The organism is Pseudomonas sp. TNT3 (assembly GCF_010095445.2).
GTDB lineage: Bacteria > Pseudomonadota > Gammaproteobacteria > Pseudomonadales > Pseudomonadaceae > Aquipseudomonas.
On the sequence record NZ_WFGV02000018.1, the window covers coordinates 1 to 19487 of the forward strand.

15 protein-coding genes and 1 rRNA gene are annotated in these 19487 nt (G+C 60.0%); 10 read left to right on the forward strand and 6 right to left on the reverse strand.

From position 1 onward, the window contains the following. The first annotated feature begins 78 nt into the window (after positions 1-78). The 7 genes from rrf to GBC55_RS12995 all read left to right on the forward strand — a co-directional run bounded on the left by rrf (position 79) and on the right by GBC55_RS12995 (position 12055). Positions 79-194, forward strand: a 5S ribosomal RNA gene (gene rrf, locus GBC55_RS12965). 157 nt (positions 195-351) lie between these two features. Then, positions 352-3807, forward strand: a complete 3456-nt coding sequence (gene recC, locus GBC55_RS12970; protein WP_162437844.1) for an exodeoxyribonuclease V subunit gamma — start codon at positions 352-354, stop codon at positions 3805-3807. Next, positions 3804-7493: an exodeoxyribonuclease V subunit beta gene (gene recB, locus GBC55_RS12975; protein ID WP_162437845.1), complete on the forward strand. Its 3690-nt coding sequence runs from the start codon at positions 3804-3806 to the stop codon at positions 7491-7493. Before recC ends, recB begins: the two co-directional genes overlap by 4 nt. Beyond that, positions 7490-9604 (forward strand): exodeoxyribonuclease V subunit alpha, encoded by a 2115-nt coding sequence (gene recD, locus GBC55_RS12980; protein WP_162437846.1) that lies wholly within the window; start codon positions 7490-7492, stop codon positions 9602-9604. Before recB ends, recD begins: the two co-directional genes overlap by 4 nt. A gap of 101 nt (positions 9605-9705) precedes the next feature. Next, a complete protein-coding gene (locus GBC55_RS12985) occupies positions 9706-10281 on the forward strand; it encodes a YfiR family protein (RefSeq protein ID WP_162437847.1) in 576 nt (191 codons plus the stop codon). Further along, on the forward strand, positions 10278-11546 hold the full coding sequence (locus GBC55_RS12990; protein WP_162437848.1) for a diguanylate cyclase: 1269 nt from the start codon (positions 10278-10280) through the stop codon (positions 11544-11546). The genes GBC55_RS12985 and GBC55_RS12990 overlap by 4 nt, the downstream gene beginning before the upstream one ends. A 14-nt stretch (positions 11547-11560) precedes the next feature. Beyond that, positions 11561-12055: an OmpA family protein gene (locus tag GBC55_RS12995; protein WP_162437849.1), complete on the forward strand. Its 495-nt coding sequence runs from the start codon at positions 11561-11563 to the stop codon at positions 12053-12055. On the opposite strand, the gene GBC55_RS13000 is transcribed toward GBC55_RS12995, so the two are convergent. Further along, positions 12052-12999 (reverse strand): LysR family transcriptional regulator, encoded by a 948-nt coding sequence (locus GBC55_RS13000; RefSeq protein WP_162437850.1) that lies wholly within the window; start codon positions 12997-12999, stop codon positions 12052-12054. The genes GBC55_RS12995 and GBC55_RS13000 overlap by 4 nt on opposite strands. A gap of 149 nt (positions 13000-13148) precedes the next feature. On the opposite strand from GBC55_RS13000, the gene GBC55_RS13005 reads away from it, so the two are divergent. Next, positions 13149-14675 carry a CoA-acylating methylmalonate-semialdehyde dehydrogenase gene (locus GBC55_RS13005; protein ID WP_162437851.1) on the forward strand — a complete coding sequence of 509 codons (1527 nt, stop codon included), beginning with the start codon at positions 13149-13151 and terminating at the stop codon, positions 14673-14675. A 10-nt stretch (positions 14676-14685) separates the two neighbouring features. Continuing rightward, on the forward strand, positions 14686-15573 hold the full coding sequence (gene mmsB / locus GBC55_RS13010; protein WP_162437852.1) for a 3-hydroxyisobutyrate dehydrogenase: 888 nt from the start codon (positions 14686-14688) through the stop codon (positions 15571-15573). A gap of 208 nt (positions 15574-15781) precedes the next feature. Here the strand turns inward: mmsB and GBC55_RS13015 are convergent, their stop codons facing one another. The 4 genes from GBC55_RS13015 to GBC55_RS13030 form a co-directional block, all read right to left on the reverse strand. Further along, complete coding sequence (locus GBC55_RS13015; RefSeq protein WP_028624747.1) at positions 15782-16126, reverse strand: cupin domain-containing protein; 345 nt, start codon at positions 16124-16126, stop codon at positions 15782-15784. A 107-nt stretch (positions 16127-16233) separates the two neighbouring features. After that, the gene (locus GBC55_RS13020; RefSeq protein WP_162437853.1) at positions 16234-16605 is read right to left on the reverse strand and encodes a MerR family transcriptional regulator; all 372 of its coding nucleotides are present in this window, start codon (positions 16603-16605) and stop codon (positions 16234-16236) included. Positions 16606-16646: 41 nt separating this feature from the next. Next, positions 16647-17222, reverse strand: coding sequence for an NAD(P)H-dependent oxidoreductase (locus tag GBC55_RS13025; protein WP_162437854.1), 576 nt, complete (start codon positions 17220-17222; stop codon positions 16647-16649). 45 nt (positions 17223-17267) lie between these two features. Further along, positions 17268-18152 carry a LysR family transcriptional regulator gene (locus tag GBC55_RS13030; RefSeq protein WP_162437855.1) on the reverse strand — a complete coding sequence of 295 codons (885 nt, stop codon included), beginning with the start codon at positions 18150-18152 and terminating at the stop codon, positions 17268-17270. A 204-nt stretch (positions 18153-18356) separates the two neighbouring features. On the opposite strand from GBC55_RS13030, the gene GBC55_RS13035 reads away from it, so the two are divergent. Beyond that, on the forward strand, positions 18357-19121 hold the full coding sequence (locus GBC55_RS13035) for a sulfite exporter TauE/SafE family protein (RefSeq protein WP_162437856.1): 765 nt from the start codon (positions 18357-18359) through the stop codon (positions 19119-19121). On the opposite strand, the gene GBC55_RS13040 is transcribed toward GBC55_RS13035, so the two are convergent. After that, on the reverse strand, positions 19111-19425 hold the full coding sequence (locus tag GBC55_RS13040) for a putative quinol monooxygenase (protein WP_162437857.1): 315 nt from the start codon (positions 19423-19425) through the stop codon (positions 19111-19113). The genes GBC55_RS13035 and GBC55_RS13040 overlap by 11 nt on opposite strands. Positions 19426-19487: the final 62 nt, after the last annotated feature.

A 19487-nucleotide genomic window follows, 5' to 3' on the forward strand; every position in this document is an offset into this window, starting at 1 on the left:
TTCACAAAACACCGAAAGCTGTCACATACCCAATTTGCTGAAGCGCGGCCACTTGGCCACGACTCGGTACCCGAATTTCTTGACGACCATAGAGCGTTGGAACCACCTGATCCCATCCCGAACTCAGTAGTGAAACGATGCATCGCCGATGGTAGTGTGGGGTTTCCCCATGTGAGAGTAGGTCATCGTCAAGATTAAATTCCGAAACCCCTGTTTGCTAACGCGAACAGGGGTTTTGTTTTGTCCGCAGGAAAGTGGCCGCAGCATCACCTTATAGCCTTCAAGCTGTCACCGCCTGCCGACAATGCTAAGGTCTGCCCCTAGCATTTGTATTTTTCCAAGGAAGCCTTTATGCCGGACGCGACGTCCCTCAATGCTGGTTTTATGGTGGTTCATGGGAACCGCCTCGACGAGTTGCGCAGCTTGGTTGTGAGCTGGATGCGACGTTACCCGTTGGCTCCCTTGGAAAACGAAATAGCCCTGGTACAAAGCAACGGCATCGCCCAATGGCTGAAGCTGGCGTTGGCTGAAGACCCTGAAGAAGATGATATGGGTGGCTGCGGAATCGCCGCTGCGATTGACGTGCAGCTCCCCGGCAGCTTTATGTGGCAGCTCTATCGCATAGTTCTTGGGCGCGATGAAATTCCCGCCAAGTCCTTGCTTGATAAAGCCCCACTGACCTGGCGGTTGATGCGCCTGCTTCCACAGGTGATCAATCAGCCACATTTTGAGCCCCTTCAACGCTTCCTGACCCATGACACCGACTTGCGAAAACGCTATCAACTGGCTGAGCGTCTGGCGGACCTGTTCGACCAATACCAGGTCTACCGGGCCGATTGGCTTGAAGATTGGGCAGAGGGCCGTCATCAGCTGCGAAATGTCAGAGGCGAAGCAACGCCGCTGGCCCCTGCCAACTGTTGGCAAGCGGAGTTGTGGCGTGCACTGTTGCTCGATGTGGGTGAGCAAGGCATGGCGCAGAGCCGGGCAGGCGTCCACCAACGGTTCATTGAGCGCATCAACAGCCTCGAAGCAGCGCCCCCCGCCGGATTGCCTTCACGGGTGATCGTTTTCGGGATTTCCTCGCTTCCGGCCCAAGCCCTGGAAGCACTCGCCGGACTGGCCCGTTTCAGCCAGGTTCTGCTGTGTGTCCATAACCCATGTCGTCACCATTGGGCTGACATCGTCGCCGATAAAGACCTCTTGCGGCACCAATACAAGCGTCAGGCTCGTAAGAGTGGCATGCCGGTTGTGCTCGATCCGCAGACACTCCATCAACACGCTCATCCGCTGCTGGCTGCATGGGGCAAGCAGGGGCGTGACTACATCAACCTCCTCGACAGCTACGACGATCCCAGCAGTTATCGATCTGCTTTCCGAGAGGGCCGGATTGACCTGTTCAGTGACATTCACCCCCTGAACATGCTCAATCAGTTGCAGGACGATATTCTCGAATTACGTCCTCTGAACGAAACACGCGAGCGTTGGCCATCTGTCGATCTTGATGATGACAAGTCGATCCGTTTTCACATTGCTCATAGCGCCCAGCGTGAAGTGGAAATCCTCCACGACCAATTGCTCGCACGCTTCAGTGCTGATCCCGATTTGAGACCGCGGGACGTCATCGTGATGGTGCCGGACATCGACAGCTACGCGCCGCATATCCGCGCCGTATTTGCTCAACTTGAACATAAAGACCAGCGCTTCATCCCGTTCACGCTCGCAGACCAGGGGCAACGCGGCCGTGATCCGCTGCTGATCGCTGTCGAGCATCTGCTCAAACTCCCCGACAGCCGTTTCCCCGTCAGCGAAATTCTTGATCTGCTCGACGTTCCCGCGCTGCGTGCGAGATTCGGCGTTGAAGAGCGCGACTTGCCGACCCTGCATCGCTGGATCGAAGGCGCCGGAATCCGCTGGGGCATGAATGCCGAACAGAGAGCAGGCCTCGGTCTGCCCACGGAACTGGAACAGAACAGCTGGCGTTTCGGCCTGCGACGGATGTTGCTCGGTTATGCCGTGGGAAGCGCCAGTGCCTATGAAACCATCGAGCCCTATGACGAAATCGGCGGTCTGGACGCCGCGCTCATTGGCCCGCTGGTCGCACTGCTGGATGCGCTTGAAATCGCTCATCATGAACTCACCCAACCCGTCGCACCTCAGCAATGGGCTGTTCGTTTGCAAGCGCTGCTGCAACTGTTTTTCCAGGCCAGTAACGAGCATGACGACTACCTGCTGGGCCAGCTTGAAGAGTTGCGTGAAACTTGGCTGGAGACGTGTGAGTCCGTCGGCCTGCATGACGAGTTGCCGCTGACCGTCGTTCGCGAAGCCTGGCTGGCCGGTCTTGATCAAGGCCGTTTATCCCAGCGATTTTTGGCGGGCGCGGTCAACTTCTGCACGCTGATGCCCATGCGTGCGATCCCGTTCAAACTGGTCTGTCTGCTTGGAATGAATGACGGGGATTACCCGCGCGCCCAACCGCCCCTGGACTTCGACCTCATGGGCAGTGATTACCGCCCTGGCGATCGGTCCCGGCGCGAAGATGATCGCTATCTTCTTCTAGAGGCGCTGCTGTCGGCGCGTGATCAGCTCTATATCAGCTGGGTCGGCCGCAGCATTCGCGATAACAGCGAACGTCCGGCTTCGGTGCTGATTGGCCAACTCCGTGATCATCTTGCCAGTGGGTGGCGACTGAAAGATGACCGGGAAAACCTGCTCGAAGCGTTGACTCAGGAACACCCACTGCAACCCTTCAGCGCCCGTTACTTCCTGGAAGGCGATGAGCTATACAGCTACGCCAACGAATGGCAGGCGCTCCATCAAGCCCGTGAACAAGTCTCCGATGTCGAAGTGCTTGAAGCCTACACATTGGACGAACCGCTTAGCCTTGGCCAGCTGCAGGATTTCCTGCGAAACCCCGTGCGACATTTCTTCAGCCAGCGCCTGAAAGTCTTCTTCGAAGCCGCCGAAGTACCCCTGGCTGATGAAGAGCCGTTCGTGCTCGACGCTTTGCAGCGCTACAGCCTGAGCAGCAGTTTGCTCGATGCCGCGCTCAGCCAGCCCGATCAGTCTGATCAGACACTGGTGGCGCACGCTATTCGCCTGCAAAACAGTGGGCTGCTGCCGATGGCGGGCTTTGGTGAATACTTGCAACGAGAGCTGATCGAACCCCTGCCGGATCTGCTGCTGCGCTATCAGCAACTTCTGACGTTGTGGCCAACCCCGCTCACCAGTGCGCTGCCGGTCAATCTGGAGTTGCAAGGTATGCGACTGGAAGGTTGGCTCAGCGGTCTTCATCAGCGCGCAGACGGTGGGCTGCTTTCAGTCACCACAATTCCCAACAGCATCGGCGCGATCAAGTCGCGCAAATGGCATCGCCTCATACGGCCTTGGGTAAATCATCTGGTCGCTTGCGCCAGTGGCCTGCCGATGACCACCGCTCTGGTGGCCAGTGATGACAGCCTGCTGCTCGCCCCTCTGGAGGAGACGCAAGCAGTGCGATTGCTCGAAGACCTGCTGCTCGCCTGGAAAAACGGTACGCGCCAACCTCTGCCGATTGCGGTGAAAACAGCCTTCGCCTGGCTCGGGCAAACCGATCCCGTCAAAGCGGATGCTGCCGCTCGCAAAGCCTATGAAGGTGATGGCCTGACGACTGATGGCGAACGTCGTGAGAGCCCGGCGTTGGCTCGTCAGTTTGCCGACTACGACGCCCTGATCGGCGACGAGTCATTCCCCGGATGGTGCGAAGCGTTATACCGGCCACTGCTGCAAGCTCCATGGCGATCATTGACCAGCGAAGAGGCTCGTTCATGAGCACAAAACCACCCCTCGCCCTGGCGTTCCCGTTGCGCGGCAGTCAACTGATCGAGGCCAGCGCCGGGACCGGAAAGACCTTCACTATTTCTGCCCTTTACCTGCGCCTGGTCCTTGGTCACGGTGGCGAAGCCAGCGGTTTCGGCCGCGAATTGCTGCCGCCGCAAATACTCGTGGTGACCTTCACCGACGCAGCCACCAAGGAGCTGCGCGAACGTATCCGTACGCGTCTGGCGGAAGCGGCAAGGTTTTTCCGTGACGAAATAACCGCTCCCGATACGCTCATTGCCGAGCTTCGCGATGAGTACTCGGAACAGCAGTGGGCTGGTTGTGCAAATCGTCTGGACATCGCCGCACAATGGATGGACGAAGCGGCCGTCTCGACCATCCACAGTTGGTGCCAGCGGATGTTGCGCGAGCATGCCTTCGACAGTGGCAGCCTGTTTACCCAGACCCTGGAAACGGATCACAGCGATTTGCTCGGCGAAGTCCTGCGCGATTACTGGCGGCTGTTTTGCTATCCGATGCAGGGCGATGCATTGAGTTGGGTGCGCGGCAATTGGGGAGGGCCGGCCGCGCTTCTGCCTCGCTTAAGAGGTCTGTTTGCCAGCGAGCGTGAAAGCGCTGAAGGCAAGGAACCTGCCGAGCTGATCATCGAGTGTTTGCAGGAACGTCGCGCTGCCTTGCTCGAGCTCAAGATGCCATGGCAACAATGGGCGGACGAGTTGCTCGCGATCTGTCACCAAGGCGTTGCAAGCAAGAGCGTCGATGGGCGCAAGATGCAGGCTCGTTACTTCGAGCCCTGGTTTGAAAAAATCAAAACGTGGGCCGAGGACGAACTGGCTGAACAGCTGGACATTGGCACCGGCTTCACGCGGCTGACGCCCGACGGCATGGCCGAAGCGTGGAAGGGCGAAGCCCCCCGTCATCCGGGGCTGGACGCCATGCCTGGCTTGAAGGCCAGCCTCGATGGATTGCCGACACCTGACGCAGCTGTGCTGCAACACGCCGCCCATTGGGTCGGTGCACGGTTCGAGGAAGAAAAGCGTCGCCGGGCAGAAATGGGTTTCGACGACATGCTGCTGCGTCTGGATGCAGCCTTGCAAGCTGAAGGCGGCGAGCGTCTTGCCACGTTGATCCGCGAACAGTTTCCGGTGGCCTTGATCGACGAGTTTCAAGATACCGATCCGGTGCAGTATCGAATATTCGAAACCATTTATCGCATCGAAGACAACAACCCTGAGTGCGGCCTGTTCCTGATCGGTGACCCGAAGCAGGCGATTTATGCTTTCCGCGGCGCCGACATCCACACCTATCTGCGCGCCCGCCAGGCCACGACTGGCCGGCTGCATACCCTGGGTACCAACTTCCGCTCCAGCCATGGCATGGTCGGCGCGGTGAATCACGTGTTCGAGCGTGCGGAGTCGCGCGTGACCGGGCGCGGCGCGTTCCTGTTCCGTGAAAAAGATGGCACGAATCCGGTGCCCTTCCTGCCGGTGGAATCCCAGGGACGTAAAGAGACCCTGTTCGTCGATGGCGAAGGCGTTCCCGCTTTGAACATTTGGCACCTTCCTGCCGAACAACCACTGTCCGGTGCGGTTTACCGGCAGCATCTGGCCTCGGCTTGCGCGAGTCAGATCACCGCGTTGCTCAACGGCGGGCAACAAGGACAGGCGGGATTTGTCCAGGAAGGTAAAGACTTCAGAGGTCTGCTGCCCGCCGACATCGCAATCCTGGTGCGCGACGGCAAAGAAGCCCAGGCCGTGCGTGCTGAACTCTCGGTGCGTGGCGTGCGCAGCGTTTACCTGTCGGACAAGGACTCGGTGTTCGCCGCCCAGGAAGCGCACGACGTGTTGGCCTGGCTGAAGGCCTGTGCCGAACCGGATGTCGAGCGCCCACTGCGTGCCGCACTGGCCTGCATCACCCTGAACTTGTCCCTGGCAGAACTCGAGCGATTGAATCAGGACGAGTTGGCCTGGGAAGCGCGGGTCATGCAGTTCCGCGGTTATCGCGAGCTGTGGCGCAAGCAAGGCGTGCTGCCGATGCTGCGTCGATTGCTGCACGATTTCAAATTGCCTCAGGCATTGATCGTCCGCAGCGACGGCGAGCGGGTGTTGACCAATCTGCTGCACCTGTCGGAACTGTTGCAACAAGCCGCCGCCGAGCTCGATGGCGAGCAGGCGCTGATCCGTCATTTATCCGAGCATCTGGCATTGTCCGGCCAAGCGGGAGAGGAACAGATCCTGCGCCTGGAGAGCGATGAACAGTTGGTCAAGGTCGTGACCATCCACAAGTCCAAGGGCCTTGAATATCCCCTGGTGTTCCTCCCGTTCATTTGCTCGGCCAAACCGGTGGACGGCAGTCGTCTGCCGTTGCACTACCACGACGCCAACGGCAAGGCACAGGTGACGTTGAAGCCAACCGCCGAATTGATTGCGCTGGCGGATGATGAGCGTCTGGCCGAAGACTTGCGGTTGCTCTACGTGGCGCTCACCAGGGCGCAACATGCCTGCTGGCTTGGCGTGACCGATCTCAAACGCGGCAATAACAACAGCTCGGTGCTGCACTTGTCGGCACTGGGCTATCTGCTGGGTGGCGGTGCTGTACTGGCCGAATCCGCCGGCTTGAAACGCTGGCTGGAAGACCTTCAGCAAGATTGCCCGGCACTCCGCTATGCAGAGATGCCCGAGGCCACTGCCGAGCATTATCATCCGCCGCGCAACGATGCACGCTTGCTCGCTCCGCTGATTCCCAAGCGCAAGGCCAGTGAAAACTGGTGGATTGCCTCTTACAGTGCTTTGCGCATTGGCGACAGCCTGAGCATCGGCAGCGACGAAGCGCCCGAAAACCCGCAAGCGCAAAAACTCTTCGACGACGAACGCCTGGATCCGAACGCACCACGAGAAGTGGCGGCCGGTGGCGCGGACATCCATCGATTCCCCCGTGGTCCAGGCCCCGGCACCTTTCTCCATGGTTTGCTGGAATGGGCCGGTGATGAAGGTTTTTCTGTCAGCCCGCAAGCGGTCGAGGATGCGATTGGGCGTCGCTGCAATCGACGAGGCTGGGAAGGCTGGATCATCACGCTGAGCGACTGGCTGCAACACCTGCTCAAATCGCCGCTGCACCTTGGCGCCGGGCAATCGCCGGTGGTGTTCGAGCAGTTGACGCAGTATCGCGTCGAGATGGAGTTCTGGTTCGCCAGCCATAAAGTCGACGTGCTTAAACTCGATGAGCTGGTGCGCCAATACACCCACAACGGTGTGGCGCGGGTGGCGGCTGAACCGGTGATGCTTAACGGGATGTTCAAAGGCTTCATCGACCTGACGTTCGAACACGAGGGTCGCTATTACGTCGCCGATTACAAGTCCAACTGGCTCGGTGTCGATGACACGGCCTACACCGATCAGGCCATGGAGCAATCGATTCTCGACAACCGATATGACCTGCAGTACGTGCTGTATTTGCTGGCCCTGCATCGCCAACTCAAGGCGCGGCTTGCCGATTACGATTACGACCGGCATGTCGGTGGTGCGTTGTACCTGTTCCTGCGCGGCACGCGTGCGTCCAGCCAAGGTGTATTTTTCGCACGACCGCCCCGTGAGCTGATTGAACGACTGGATCGTCTGTTCCAGGGCAAACCAGAGCCCAAGGCCGAGCCCGCTTGGGAACAGGGAGTATTGCTATGAGCCGCACCTTCGCCGATCTGCTGCCCACCTCACTGGCAGCAGACAGTCTCGCGGAACTTGATCCGCTCCGTCGGGCCGATGACTTGCTCCTGTTGCTCACGCGCTGGGTCGAACGCGGCTGGTTACGCGCGCTCGACAAAGCGTTTGTGGCCTTTCTGCATGAACTGGCGCCCGATGACGATCCCTTGGTGCTACTGGCTGCCGCGTTGACCAGCCACCAGTTGGGCCATGGTCATGTGTGCCTTGATTTGTTCGAAACCTTGAAAGAGCCGGATTTTGCCCTGTCGCTGCCGCCGGAAGGTGATCTGCAAGGCGGTGCGATGGTCTTGCCCTCGCAGTTGCTCGAGGCGCTGGACGGTGCGCATTGGTGCAAGGTGCTGGCTGCCAGTCAGCTGGTCGCACTGGCGGCCGATGGTAGTAAAACGGCGCAGCAAAGACCTCTGGTGCTGTCGGGCAAACGCTTGTACCTGCGCCGTTACTGGGCTTATGAAAGACGCATCGACCAGTCGTTGCGCCAGCGTCTGGCCGAGCACGAAACAACGCCGAGTGATTTGTCCGAGCGTCTCACGGGGCTGTTCGGTCCCGCCAAACCGGATGACGTCATTGACTGGCAGAAGCTCGCCTGTGCGCTGGCCACTCGCAGCGCGTTCAGCATCGTCACCGGCGGTCCCGGAACAGGCAAGACCACCACGGTCGTGCGGTTGTTGGCATTGTTGCAGGCGCCCGCGGTCGAGGCGGGAAAACCGCTGCGCATCCGTCTCGCCGCACCCACGGGCAAAGCCGCTGCACGGTTGACCGAGTCCATCAGCCAGCAAGTTCGAACACTCAAAGTTAGCGAAGCCGTCAGGGAGAAAATCCCCTCGGACGTCACCACCGTGCACCGACTGCTCGGTAGCCGTCCCGGTACCCGGCACTTCCGTCACCACGCTGGCAACCGCTTGCCTTTGGATGTGCTGGTGGTGGATGAAGCGTCGATGATCGACCTGGAAATGATGGCCAATCTGCTCGATGCGATGCCAGCCCACGCACGCCTGGTGCTGCTCGGCGACAAGGATCAACTGGCGTCGGTAGAGGCCGGCGCCGTGCTCGGCGATTTGTGCCGCGATGCAGAGGCCGGCTGGTACAGCCCACAGACTCGCCAGTGGCTGGAAGCGGTCAGTGGTGAAAGCCTGGCGGGCAGCGGTTTGCACGAAGACGCCCACGGCACTCATCCGCTGGCCCAGCAGGTGGTGATGCTGCGCCACTCCCGACGGTTCGGCGAGGGCAGCGGCATCGGTCAATTGGCGCGCTGGGTCAATCAGCAACAGCCTGATGAGGCGCGCAAGCTGTTGACCGCGCGTAGCCATGACGACGTGTTCTCGCTGTCGCTCAAGGGCGAGCAGGACCGTGCACTGGAACGCCTGCTACTCGAAGGTCATGGCGATGGTCCATTAGGTTATCGGCATTACCTGAGTCTTCTGCGCACCCAGCGCCCGGCACTTGGCCGGCCACTTGATGATTCGTGCTGGACCGAATGGGCTCGCCAGGTCCTGGAAGCCTTCGACGCATTTCAGTTGCTGTGTGCTGTGCGTAAAGGTCCTTGGGGCGTGGAGGGTTTGAATCAGCGAGTGACGTCAGCGCTGCTCAAGGCTCGACTGATCGACAGTGATCACCAATGGTACGAAGGCCGCCCCGTGCTGATGACGCGCAACGACTACGGTTTAGGGTTGATGAACGGCGACATCGGCATCGCCCTCAAGCTGCCGGAACGTGACGGACCCGAGGCGGGAGCACTGGTGCTGCGCGTGGCGTTCCCGCGAAATGACGGTCAGGGCGGTGTGCGATTCGTACTGCCGAGCCGGCTCAATGATGTCGAAACCGTGTACGCCATGACCGTGCACAAATCCCAGGGCTCGGAGTTTGCTCACACCGCGTTGATCTTGCCGGACGCCCTCAATCCCGTGCTCACCAAAGAGCTCATCTACACCGGGATCACCCGAGCCAAAAACTGGTTCACGTTGATCGAGCCCCGTACAGGCGTGTTCGAAGAAGCGGTTCGGCGCAAGGTCAAGCGCTTGAGCGGTTTGATGCTGGAGCTGGAAGAGAGGCCAACCCAAACGATTGACCCGTAACGGAATCTGTCCGATGTGGCGCAGCGCTTGCCCTCGCTGGCAACAGGGCACTGTGCTATCGTTGCGGCATCATTTCGCTACATCACGAGAATCCCCGCATCATGAAGCTGGCTGTCTGGACGACAGGACGCGTCGCTGTCTGCAAGCATCTGTTGCTCGCCGGGGTTCTCTGTTTCTTGACCAATCTCGCTTTCGCACAGCCGCAAGCACCGGTAAGCATGGCAGACCAACGGGCCAGCGCCGTTACTCAAGTCGTGCTGGGCATCCTCAGCTATGCCCGCTGGCCGGTTGAACCTGCGCAACTGCGCCTGTGCATCGTAGGCCCCACCGAGTACACCGACGACCTGGTCAAGGGCACCACTCAAGCCACTGGCCGTCCCGTTGCCGTGCGCCGGTTACTCGCCGCCAATCCGTCCATCGCTACTGAATGCAATGCCGTCTACATCGGCAAACTGACCAGCGACGAACGCAGTCGGCTGTTTGCTTCGCTGGCCGGGCTTGCGGTGTTGAGCATCAGCGAAGCCGACGATCCATGCACCGTTGGCATTTTGTTCTGTCTGCGGGTCAGCGATGATCAAGTGTCTTTCGAGGTCAACCTCGACTCCGTCGCCCGAAGCGGTGTACGCATTCACCCGAGCGTGCTGCAACTGTCGCGCCGCAAATCGGCGGCGCCATGAGCCTGTTTAAAGCTGACACCCGTCCCACGTTGCGCTCGGTCATTGGCCGCGGTCATTTGGTTGTCGCGCTGGTGGCCCTGGCCATGGCCAGCGTCTCCCTGACCCTGCTCGGTGTATTGGCCTTGCGGGTCTATGCCGACCACAACCTGCACCTGATCGCACGCTCCATCAATTACACCGTGGAGGCGGCCGTGGTGTTCAACGACAAGGCCGCAGCCACCGAAGCCCTGGCGTTGATAGCCTCCACCGAAGAAGTCGCCGATGCTCAGGTGCTGGATAGTCACGGTCGGTTGCTGGCGCGTTGGCAGCGACCTGAAACAGGTCTGTTTTCCGAGCTGGAAGTCCAGATTGCCAAGACCTTCCTGGAAAAACCGATCAGCATGCCGATCGTCCATCAAGGCCGGGAGGTCGGCAGCATCGAACTCACCGGTCATGGCGGCAGCTTGTTGCGGTTCCTGCTCAGTGGCCTGATGGGCATCATGTTGTGCACCGCCGTCAGTGCGTGGGTGGCGCTCTATCTTGCCCGTCGGCAACTGCGCGGGATCACCGGTCCATTACGCAGCCTGGCGTCTGTGGCGCACGCGGCTCGCAGCGAACGCGCCTTCGACCAGCGCGTCCCCCCGGCCGACATTGCCGAACTCGACGACCTGGGCAACGACTTCAATGCCTTGCTCGATGAACTCGAATCCTGGCAAACCCATTTGCAAAGCGAGAACGAAACCCTCGCCCATCAGGCCAGTCATGACAGCCTCACCGGATTACCCAACCGGGCCTTTTTCGAAGGTCGCTTGATGCGCGCACTGCGCAACGCCAGCAAGCTCAACGAGCGCGTCGCCGTACTGTTCCTCGACAGTGACCGGTTCAAGGAAATCAACGACAACTTCGGCCACGCCGCGGGCGATGCGGTACTGGTGGCCGTCGCCAACCGGGTGCGTGCGCAGCTGCGCGAAGACGATCTGGTCGCGCGTCTGGGGGGTGACGAGTTTGCCGTCCTGTTGACGCCGCTGCACAAAACCGCAGACGCCGAACGGATCGCCGATAATATCCTCGCCAGCATGGAAGAGCCGATCCTGATTCCGGGCGATGCCCACGTATTTACGTCCCTCAGTATTGGCGTCGCCGTTTTCCCCGATCATGGCGTCTCGCCGGGTGCGCTACTGCATGCCGCCGACGCCGCCATGTATCAAGCCAAGCGCCTTTCCCGAGGCGCGCAACACACCGCAGAGTCGGAGCACTCTGCCGTCGCAGTTCAAACCAGGAGCTAACCCCCGTGTTCTCAATGACCCAACGATCCCTTCATTTTTTCACCGTTACGCTGTTCATGGCGGTATTGGCGTTGACCGGTTGCCAGACGGCACCCCAGAAAGGCCTGACACCTGCGCAGATTGCGGTACTGAAACAACAAGGGTTCGAATTGACCGACGAGGGTTGGGCCTTTGGTCTGTCCGGCAAAGTGCTGTTTGGCAGTGACGACGACAGTTTGAATAGCGCCAGCACCGACATCGTTGAGCGCATCGGCAAGGCGCTTCTAGGCGTCGGAATCAATCGGGTTCGGGTTGACGGCCACACCGACGCATCGGGCAAAGAGGCCTATAACGAACAGCTTTCCGTGCGTCGCGCGCGAAGCGTCGCCAAGGTCCTGACCACCGTCGGCATGAAGGAAGAAAACATTCAATTACGCGGCCTGGGCAGCAGTGTCCCGGTCGCCACCAACACCACCACCGCTGGCCGAACCGAGAACCGCCGCGTAGCGATCGTCGTGTCCGCCGACTAATCGGCGAACAGCGTTTCCCGACTGTCACCCATCAACAAGCCCTGATTCTTCTCAGTCACCGCGCGGATGTAATCCCACAACAGGGTGATCCGCTTGAGCTTCCTCAAATCCTCCCGGCAGTACATCCAGAACTGCCGGGTGATGTTGATTTCTTCCGGCAACACCGGCAGTAACCGTGGATCCTGGGCTGCGAGGAAGCACGGCAGAATCGCCAGTGACCGTCCTTGCTGCGCTGCCACGAACTGCGCGATCACGCTGGTGCTGCGCAGGTTGGCGCTGGCGCCGGGCAGTGCGTTCGCCAGATACAACAGCTCTGAACTGAACGCCAGATCATCCACATAACTGATGAAGGCATGCTTGCTCAGGTCTGCCGGGCGGCGTATCGGTGGGTGTTTGTCGAGATAGTCCTGGGTCGCGTAAAGCTGCAATCGATAGTCGCAGAGTTTGCAGCACACATAAGGACCGTGCTCCGGTCGTTCCAGGGCGATGACGATGTCTGCTTCGCGCTTGGACAAGCTGATGAAGTGCGGCAGCGGCAGGATGTCCACCGAGATCGCCGGGTAGGCATCGACGAAGTGGCTGAGCTGCGGGGTAATGAAAAAGCTGCCGAACCCTTCGGTGCAACCCATGCGCACGTGACCCGACAACGCCACGCCCGACCCCGACACCTGCTCGCACGCCATGTGCAGGGTGCTTTCAATCGATTCGGCGTAACCCAGCAGGCGTTGGCCTTCTGCGGTCAGGACGAAACCGCTGGTCCGGGACTTTTCGAACAGCAACGTGCCCAATGCCGATTCCAGCGAACTGATGCGCCGCGAGACGGTGGTGTAGTCCACCGCCAGACGCTTGGCGGCGGTGCTGGCCTTGCGGGTGCGGGCGACTTCGAGGAAAAACTTGAGGTCATCCCAGTTCAACGAACCTAATGACGTGATGTTTTTTTGCATGATGGACCGGCTTTTATGTGCGTTCTTATTAGAAGTTTGCACATCTATACTCCAAAAACCGTCCGATCACCAATTCGCGACACACGCCTCATCTCAAGGCGACTTTCTCGCCTTGGCTCCCTGATAACAACAAGTCCAGGAGACCCAACATGAACGCATCGCTCACGCCTAACGAAACCACCGTGCAAAAGGTCAAGCTGTTGATCAACGGCGAGTGGGTCGAATCCCAGACCACCGAATGGCACGACATCGTCAACCCGGCGACCCAGCAAGTGCTGGCCAGGGTTCCATTTGCCACCGCCTCCGAAGTCGACGCCGCCATTGCCGCCGCCCATCGCGCCTTCCAGACCTGGAAGCTGACGCCGATCGGCGCACGCATGCGCATCATGCTCAAGCTCCAGGCCTTGATCCGCGAACACTCCAAGCGTATCGCCGTGGTGCTGAGCAGCGAACAGGGCAAAACCATCGCCGACGCTGAAGGGGATATCTTCCGCGGCCTGGAAGTGGTCGAACATGCCTGCTCCATTGGCACCCTGCAAATGGGCGAGTTCGCCGAAAACGTTGCCAGCGGCGTCGATACCTACACCTTGCGCCAGCCCATCGGCGTGTGCGCCGGCATCACCCCGTTCAATTTCCCGGCGATGATTCCGCTGTGGATGTTCCCGATGGCTATCGCCTGCGGCAACACTTTTGTCCTGAAACCTTCCGAGCAAGATCCATTGTCGACCATGCTCCTGGTTGAGCTGGCACTCGAGGCCGGCGTTCCGGCGGGCGTCCTCAACGTCGTGCATGGCGGCAAGGACGTGGTGGACGCGCTGTGCACCCATCAGGACATCAAGGCTGTCTCCTTCGTCGGCTCGACGGCGGTGGGCACTCACGTTTACGACCTTGCCGGCAAACACGGCAAGCGCGTGCAATCGATGATGGGCGCGAAGAACCACGCGGTGGTACTGCCGGACGCCAATCGCGAGCAGACCCTCAACGCCCTGGTCGGTGCCGGTTTCGGCGCGGCCGGTCAGCGTTGCATGGCGACCTCTGTGGTGGTGTTGGTGGGCGCGGCCAAGCAATGGCTGCCGGATCTGAAAGCACTGGCTCAGAAACTCACGGTGAATGCCGGCAGCGAGCCAGGCACTGATGTGGGGCCCGTGATTTCCAAGCGTGCCAAGGCGCGCATTCTTGATCTGATTGAAAGCGGCATCAAGGAAGGCGCCACGCTGGAACTGGACGGTCGTGACATCAGCGTCAAGGGATACGAGCAAGGCAACTTTGTCGGCCCGACCCTGTTCTCCGGTGTGACCACCGACATGCAGATCTACACCCAGGAAATCTTCGGCCCGGTGCTGGTGGTGCTGGAAGTCGACACCCTCGACCAGGCCATTGCGATGGTCAACGCCAACCCGTTCGGCAACGGCACGGGCCTGTTCACCCAAAGCGGTGCGGCGGCGCGTAAATTCCAGAACGAAATCGACGTTGGCCAGGTGGGTATCAACATCCCGATTCCAGTGCCGGTCCCGTTCTTCAGCTTCACCGGTTCGCGCGGTTCCAAACTCGGCGATCTCGGTCCTTATGGCAAGCAAGTGGTGCAGTTCTACACTCAGACCAAGACTGTCACCAGTCGCTGGTTCGATGACAACAGCGTCAACGACGGTGTGAACACCACCATCAACTTGCGTTAAGGAGCCGGACATGAAAATTGCTTTTATCGGTCTTGGCAACATGGGCGCGCCGATGGCGCGCAACCTGATCAAGGCCGGCCATTCGCTGAACCTGGTCGACCTGAACAAAACCGTGCTGGCCGAGCTGGAGCAACTGGGCGGCAGCATCAGCGCTTCGGCCCGTGAGGCCGCGCAAGGTGCAGAACTGGTGATCACCATGCTGCCGGCGGCTGTGCATGTGCGCAGCGTGTGGCTGGGTGAAGACGGCGTGTTGGCGGGAATTGCCAAAGGCGTGCCTGCGGTGGATTGCAGCACCATCGATCCGCAGACTGCGCGTGAAGTGGCCACCGCCGCCGCCAAGCAAGGCGTGGCGATGGCCGATGCGCCGGTGTCCGGCGGAACGGGTGGTGCGGCTGCCGGTACGTTGACCTTCATGGTCGGTGCCACGCCTGAGCTGTTCGCCACCTTGCAACCGGTGCTGGCGCAAATGGGCCGCAACATTGTCCATTGCGGCGAAGTCGGCACCGGTCAGATCGCCAAGATCTGCAATAACCTGCTACTCGGCATTTCCATGGTCGGCGTCAGCGAAGCCATGGCCCTGGGTGATGCGCTGGGTATCGACACGGGCGTGCTGGCCGGCATCATCAACAGCTCCACCGGGCGTTGCTGGAGTTCGGAGATGTACAACCCGTGGCCAGGCGTGGTCGAAACCGCACCAGCCTCGCGCGGCTATACCGGCGGATTCGGAGCCGAATTGATGCTCAAGGATCTGGGGCTGGCCACTGAAGCGGCACGTCAGGCACACCAGCCGGTGGTACTCGGCGCGGTGGCCCAGCAGTTGTATCAGGCGATGAGCTTGCGCGGTGAGGGTGGCCAGGACTTCTCGGCGATCATCAATAGCTATCGCAAGCCGCAATAAAGCAGCTGCTGTTTTAATCAGGGTTGTTGTGGCAGGGGAGCTTTTGTGGCGAGGGAGCTTGCTCCCGCTCGAGTGCGCAGCACTCGCAAATGCCAGGTCCGCTTCGCGCCCCAGCGGGAGCAAGCTCCCTCGCCACAGGGTGATCTATCAATCCTAAATAACCAATTTTCCGGGAGACCACGTCCAGTGATCTCCCGGTTTTTTTGCATCAAGCAAACACGAAATACTTGCGCACGGTCTCAACCACTTCCCACGTGCCTTTCATGCCCGGCTCGACCACGAAAATGTCACCCGCGCGCAGATGGATCGGCGCCATGCCTTCCGGGGTAATCACGCAGTAGCCTTCCTGGAAATGGCAATACTCCCACTTCACGTATTCCACATACCATTTGCCCGGCGTGCAGATCCAGGTGCCCATGATCTTGCTGCCGTCTTCGCTGGTGTAGGCGTTGAGGTTGACGGTGTGCGGATCGCCTTCGAGTTTTTCCCATTTGCAGGCGTCGAGTACCGGCAGCGGGTGAGTGTCGCGAAGAACGGTAATAGGTGCGGTCATGTGGACTCCAGGCAATGGATGCAAGAACGAAGTCGCACCCTATAGCGCCCCTCGCACGATCAGTTGTCTGTGCTCGACATCGGGGTGTCCAGAAACGCGCAGTACCCTTAAAGACTCTCCAGCGGGCAATCGGCTCTGGCCTGTTCGATGCTGTGTTCGAACGCGACCAATTGAGCATGTTGCCGCCCTAACACCTCGATCCGTTCGCTGATTTCGAGCTTTTTGCTCGCGATGGCCTGATGCGCCAATGCCCAAGGCACTTCCTGCCCTTGATGGCCGCTGAAGACCGCTTGCAACTCCTTCAACTTGAAGCCCAGTTGCTGAGCGCATTTGATGAAGATCAGCAGATCGATACTTTGCTGGTCATACACGCGGTATTTCCCCTGACGCTGGGGAGCAGGCAGCAGGCCGATTGCTTCGTAGTGACGGATGCTTTTGATCGTGGTGCCGGAACGTTGCGCCGCTTGGCCGATGTACATGAAAAATCCCTTTTATCGAGTCGGCTGCATTATCGGCAGACTCAGCCGCAGGCGATAGCCTCGGCTTGCCTGAGCCACCGCTCGCGCTGCGTCGGCTTGGAACCGAGGATCGGACCGAAGGTGAGGGTTTTGGTGGGTTTGATGCCACAGAGTTCCAGGGTGGTCTTGCGCATCTGATGCAGGCCGGGCATGCGATAGAACCAGCGGTAGTACCAGGGCGGTGTGTCCATGGTCACCAGCAAGTGCGCGCTACGGCCGCGCAGAAGCTTGTCGGGAAATGCTTTGCCTTCGCGGTATTTGAACGCGAAACCTGGCAGGAACACCCGATCGAGAAAACCCTTGAGCAAAGCCGGAATCCCGCCCCACCAGATGGGATAAACCAGCGTCAGTTGTTCCGCCCACAGGATGTCCGCCTGGGCCTGGCGCAAGCCGGCTTCCAGCGGTTGGACCTGTTGATAGCCTTCCCGCAGTACCGGATCGAAATCCAGTTGACCCAGAAACAACTGGCGCACTTCATGTCCGGCGCTCAACGCCGATTGGGTGTAGCGCTCGACCAGTCCCGCGCAGAAGCTGTTGCTGGAAGGATGGCCGAGAATCACCAGAATACGCTTGCCCATTGTCACCGTCCTTGAAGAGGAAAGCGCAAGGGTAAAGTCTGCCCCTCAGGGGAGAGTCAAGGCGTTCAGCAGCGCCTTCGCGTATCCGGGCAGCAGCGCAAAATCCCGGGCGCACAGCAGCAGTTTGCGCTGGGCCCAGGGTTCTTGCAGCGGGACGCTTTTGAAGGGGCGTTCACCTGTCCAGCGGGTGACGGCGGCACGAGGCACGACCGCCAACCCGACGCCGCGAGCCACCATGCGCAGCACACCGTCGAAGCCATCGGCACGGATGCGGATCTGCAGGCGTGAACCGCTGTGCAGGGCTTGTTCTTCCAGGTAAATCGCTAAAGCGCTGCCGGCATTCAGACCGACATAATCGTGCTGCAAGGTGTCGCTGAAGCTCAAGGCTTCGAGGTCGGCCAAGGGGTGGGTGAGGGGCATGATGAGTACCAGCGGATCGTCACGAAACGCGCGGGTCTGCAAGTCATGAGTGTCGACGGCGTCGGAGATGATTCCGAGCTCCGCCGCGCCCTGGCGCAAGGCGTGGGTAATGCGGGCGCTGGGCAGCTCTTGCAGGTCAATGTCGAGGTTGGGGTGGGTGCACAGAAAATCCGCGAGCAATTCCGGCAGGTACTCGGTGATTGCCGTGGTGTTGCACAACAATCGAACCTGGCCTTTCACGCCCTTGGCGTACTCCGCCAAGTCTTGCTGCAGGCGCTCGGCCTGTTGCAGCAGGAGCCGGGCGTGATGCGCCAGTGCTTTACCGGCGGCGGTCGGCGTGACACCCCGGCGACCGCGTTGCAGGAAATCAATCCCCAGTGACGCCTCCATGGCGCGAATCCGTGCACTCGCCGCCGCCAGGGACAAATGAGTGCGCGCGGCACCGGCGGTGATGTTGCCGGTGTCTAGGACGTTCAGGTAGAGGCGCAGGTCGGTGAGGTCGAAGTGCATGGTTTTTCCATGAGTTTATGTTGCCTGAGCTGTCGCTATCGCGAGCAGGCTCGCTCCTACAGTGGAATGCGATCAAATGTGGGAGCGAGCCTGCTCGCGATGGCGTCATTAGCTAGACAGAAAATCAAAGCCTCAATCAAATCAAGAGGCAACCTCAGTATAAGCCAGCTTTTCAACTTCCCCGCCCATCTCCACCATAACCCCATGAATACTCTCGTCGCGTTCTACCAGAATCTCGGCCTGGCCCTGTCGCTGATGGTCATCGCCACCTTCCTCCTGGCCGGCATGATCAAAGGCGTGATCGGCCTCGGCCTCCCGACCATCGCCATGGGTTTGCTCGGTCTGGCTATGGCTCCTTCGCAGGCTGCTGCGCTGTTGATCATTCCTGCGACATTGACCAACGTCTGGCAACTGGCATTCGGTGGTCATCTGCATCGATTGATCAAACGGTTGTGGCCGATGTTGCTGGCGATTTTCATCGGCACGGGCGCGGGCACGCTGTGGATCGGCATGGCCGGTGGGCATTGGGTCGTACGAGGATTGGGCGCAGCGTTGCTGCTGTATGCGTTGAGCGGCTTGTTGCTGCCGACCTTGCACGTCGCCCCGCGCACGGAGCGCTGGCTGGGTCCGCTCTGTGGCGTACTGACGGGCGTCATCACCTCGGCCACCGGCGTGTTCGTGATTCCAGCCGTGCCGTATCTGCAAGCGCTGGGGTTGAACAAGGATGAGTTGGTGCAAGCGCTGGGGCTGTCATTCACCGTCTCGACCCTCGCGCTGGCCAGCGGCCTGCTGTGGCGCGGCGCCCTCGGTGGAGGCGAGTTGAGCGCGTCGCTGCTGGCGTTGATCCCGGCAGTCGCCGGCATGCTGCTGGGTCAATGGTTACGCCAGCGCATCAGCGCCCCGTTGTTCAAGCGTGTTTTCTTCATTGGCCTCGGCGTGCTCGGCGGCCATTTGCTGATTAACGGCTAGCGGATGACGGGCTGAGCATATCAATGGCGCGGATATCGAAATCACGCTCCAGATACTCCATGCGCATCTCCCGAAACTTCGCCATGTGCGGCAGGTTCGAGTGCACGTCGAGGTGAGCCTGGGACTGCCAGATCTCATAGAAGATAAACAGTGTCGGGTCCTGTTTATCGCGCAGCATGTGGTACTCGATGCAACCCGGTTCGGCGCGGCTCGCTTGCACATAGCCGCTGAAAAGCGCCTCGAACGCGTCCGCCTTTTCCGGACGGGTCTTGGCCTGCAGGATGAAGCCTTGAATCTCACTCACTAAAAAATCCTCGATTAAGAATGAGTGCCAGTCTAAAGCAACAATACGCGGTCGATTCGTGC

Bases quoted from the DNA above. Each gene is read 5' to 3' on its own strand.
- recC (WP_162437844.1), top strand. From the start codon at position 352: ATGCCGGACGCGACGTCCCTCAATGCTGGTTTTATGGTGGTTCATGGG.
- recB (WP_162437845.1), top strand. From the start codon at position 3,804: ATGAGCACAAAACCACCCCTCGCCCTGGCGTTCCCGTTGCGCGGCAGT.
- recD (WP_162437846.1), top strand. From the start codon at position 7,490: ATGAGCCGCACCTTCGCCGATCTGCTGCCCACCTCACTGGCAGCAGAC.
- GBC55_RS12985 (WP_162437847.1), top strand. From the start codon at position 9,706: ATGAAGCTGGCTGTCTGGACGACAGGACGCGTCGCTGTCTGCAAGCAT.
- GBC55_RS12990 (WP_162437848.1), top strand. From the start codon at position 10,278: ATGAGCCTGTTTAAAGCTGACACCCGTCCCACGTTGCGCTCGGTCATT.
- GBC55_RS12995 (WP_162437849.1), top strand. From the start codon at position 11,561: ATGACCCAACGATCCCTTCATTTTTTCACCGTTACGCTGTTCATGGCG.
- GBC55_RS13000 (WP_162437850.1), bottom strand. From the start codon at position 12,999: ATGCAAAAAAACATCACGTCATTAGGTTCGTTGAACTGGGATGACCTC.
- GBC55_RS13005 (WP_162437851.1), top strand. From the start codon at position 13,149: ATGAACGCATCGCTCACGCCTAACGAAACCACCGTGCAAAAGGTCAAG.
- mmsB (WP_162437852.1), top strand. From the start codon at position 14,686: ATGAAAATTGCTTTTATCGGTCTTGGCAACATGGGCGCGCCGATGGCG.
- GBC55_RS13015 (WP_028624747.1), bottom strand. From the start codon at position 16,126: ATGACCGCACCTATTACCGTTCTTCGCGACACTCACCCGCTGCCGGTA.
- GBC55_RS13020 (WP_162437853.1), bottom strand. From the start codon at position 16,605: ATGTACATCGGCCAAGCGGCGCAACGTTCCGGCACCACGATCAAAAGC.
- GBC55_RS13025 (WP_162437854.1), bottom strand. From the start codon at position 17,222: ATGGGCAAGCGTATTCTGGTGATTCTCGGCCATCCTTCCAGCAACAGC.
- GBC55_RS13030 (WP_162437855.1), bottom strand. From the start codon at position 18,152: ATGCACTTCGACCTCACCGACCTGCGCCTCTACCTGAACGTCCTAGAC.
- GBC55_RS13035 (WP_162437856.1), top strand. From the start codon at position 18,357: ATGAATACTCTCGTCGCGTTCTACCAGAATCTCGGCCTGGCCCTGTCG.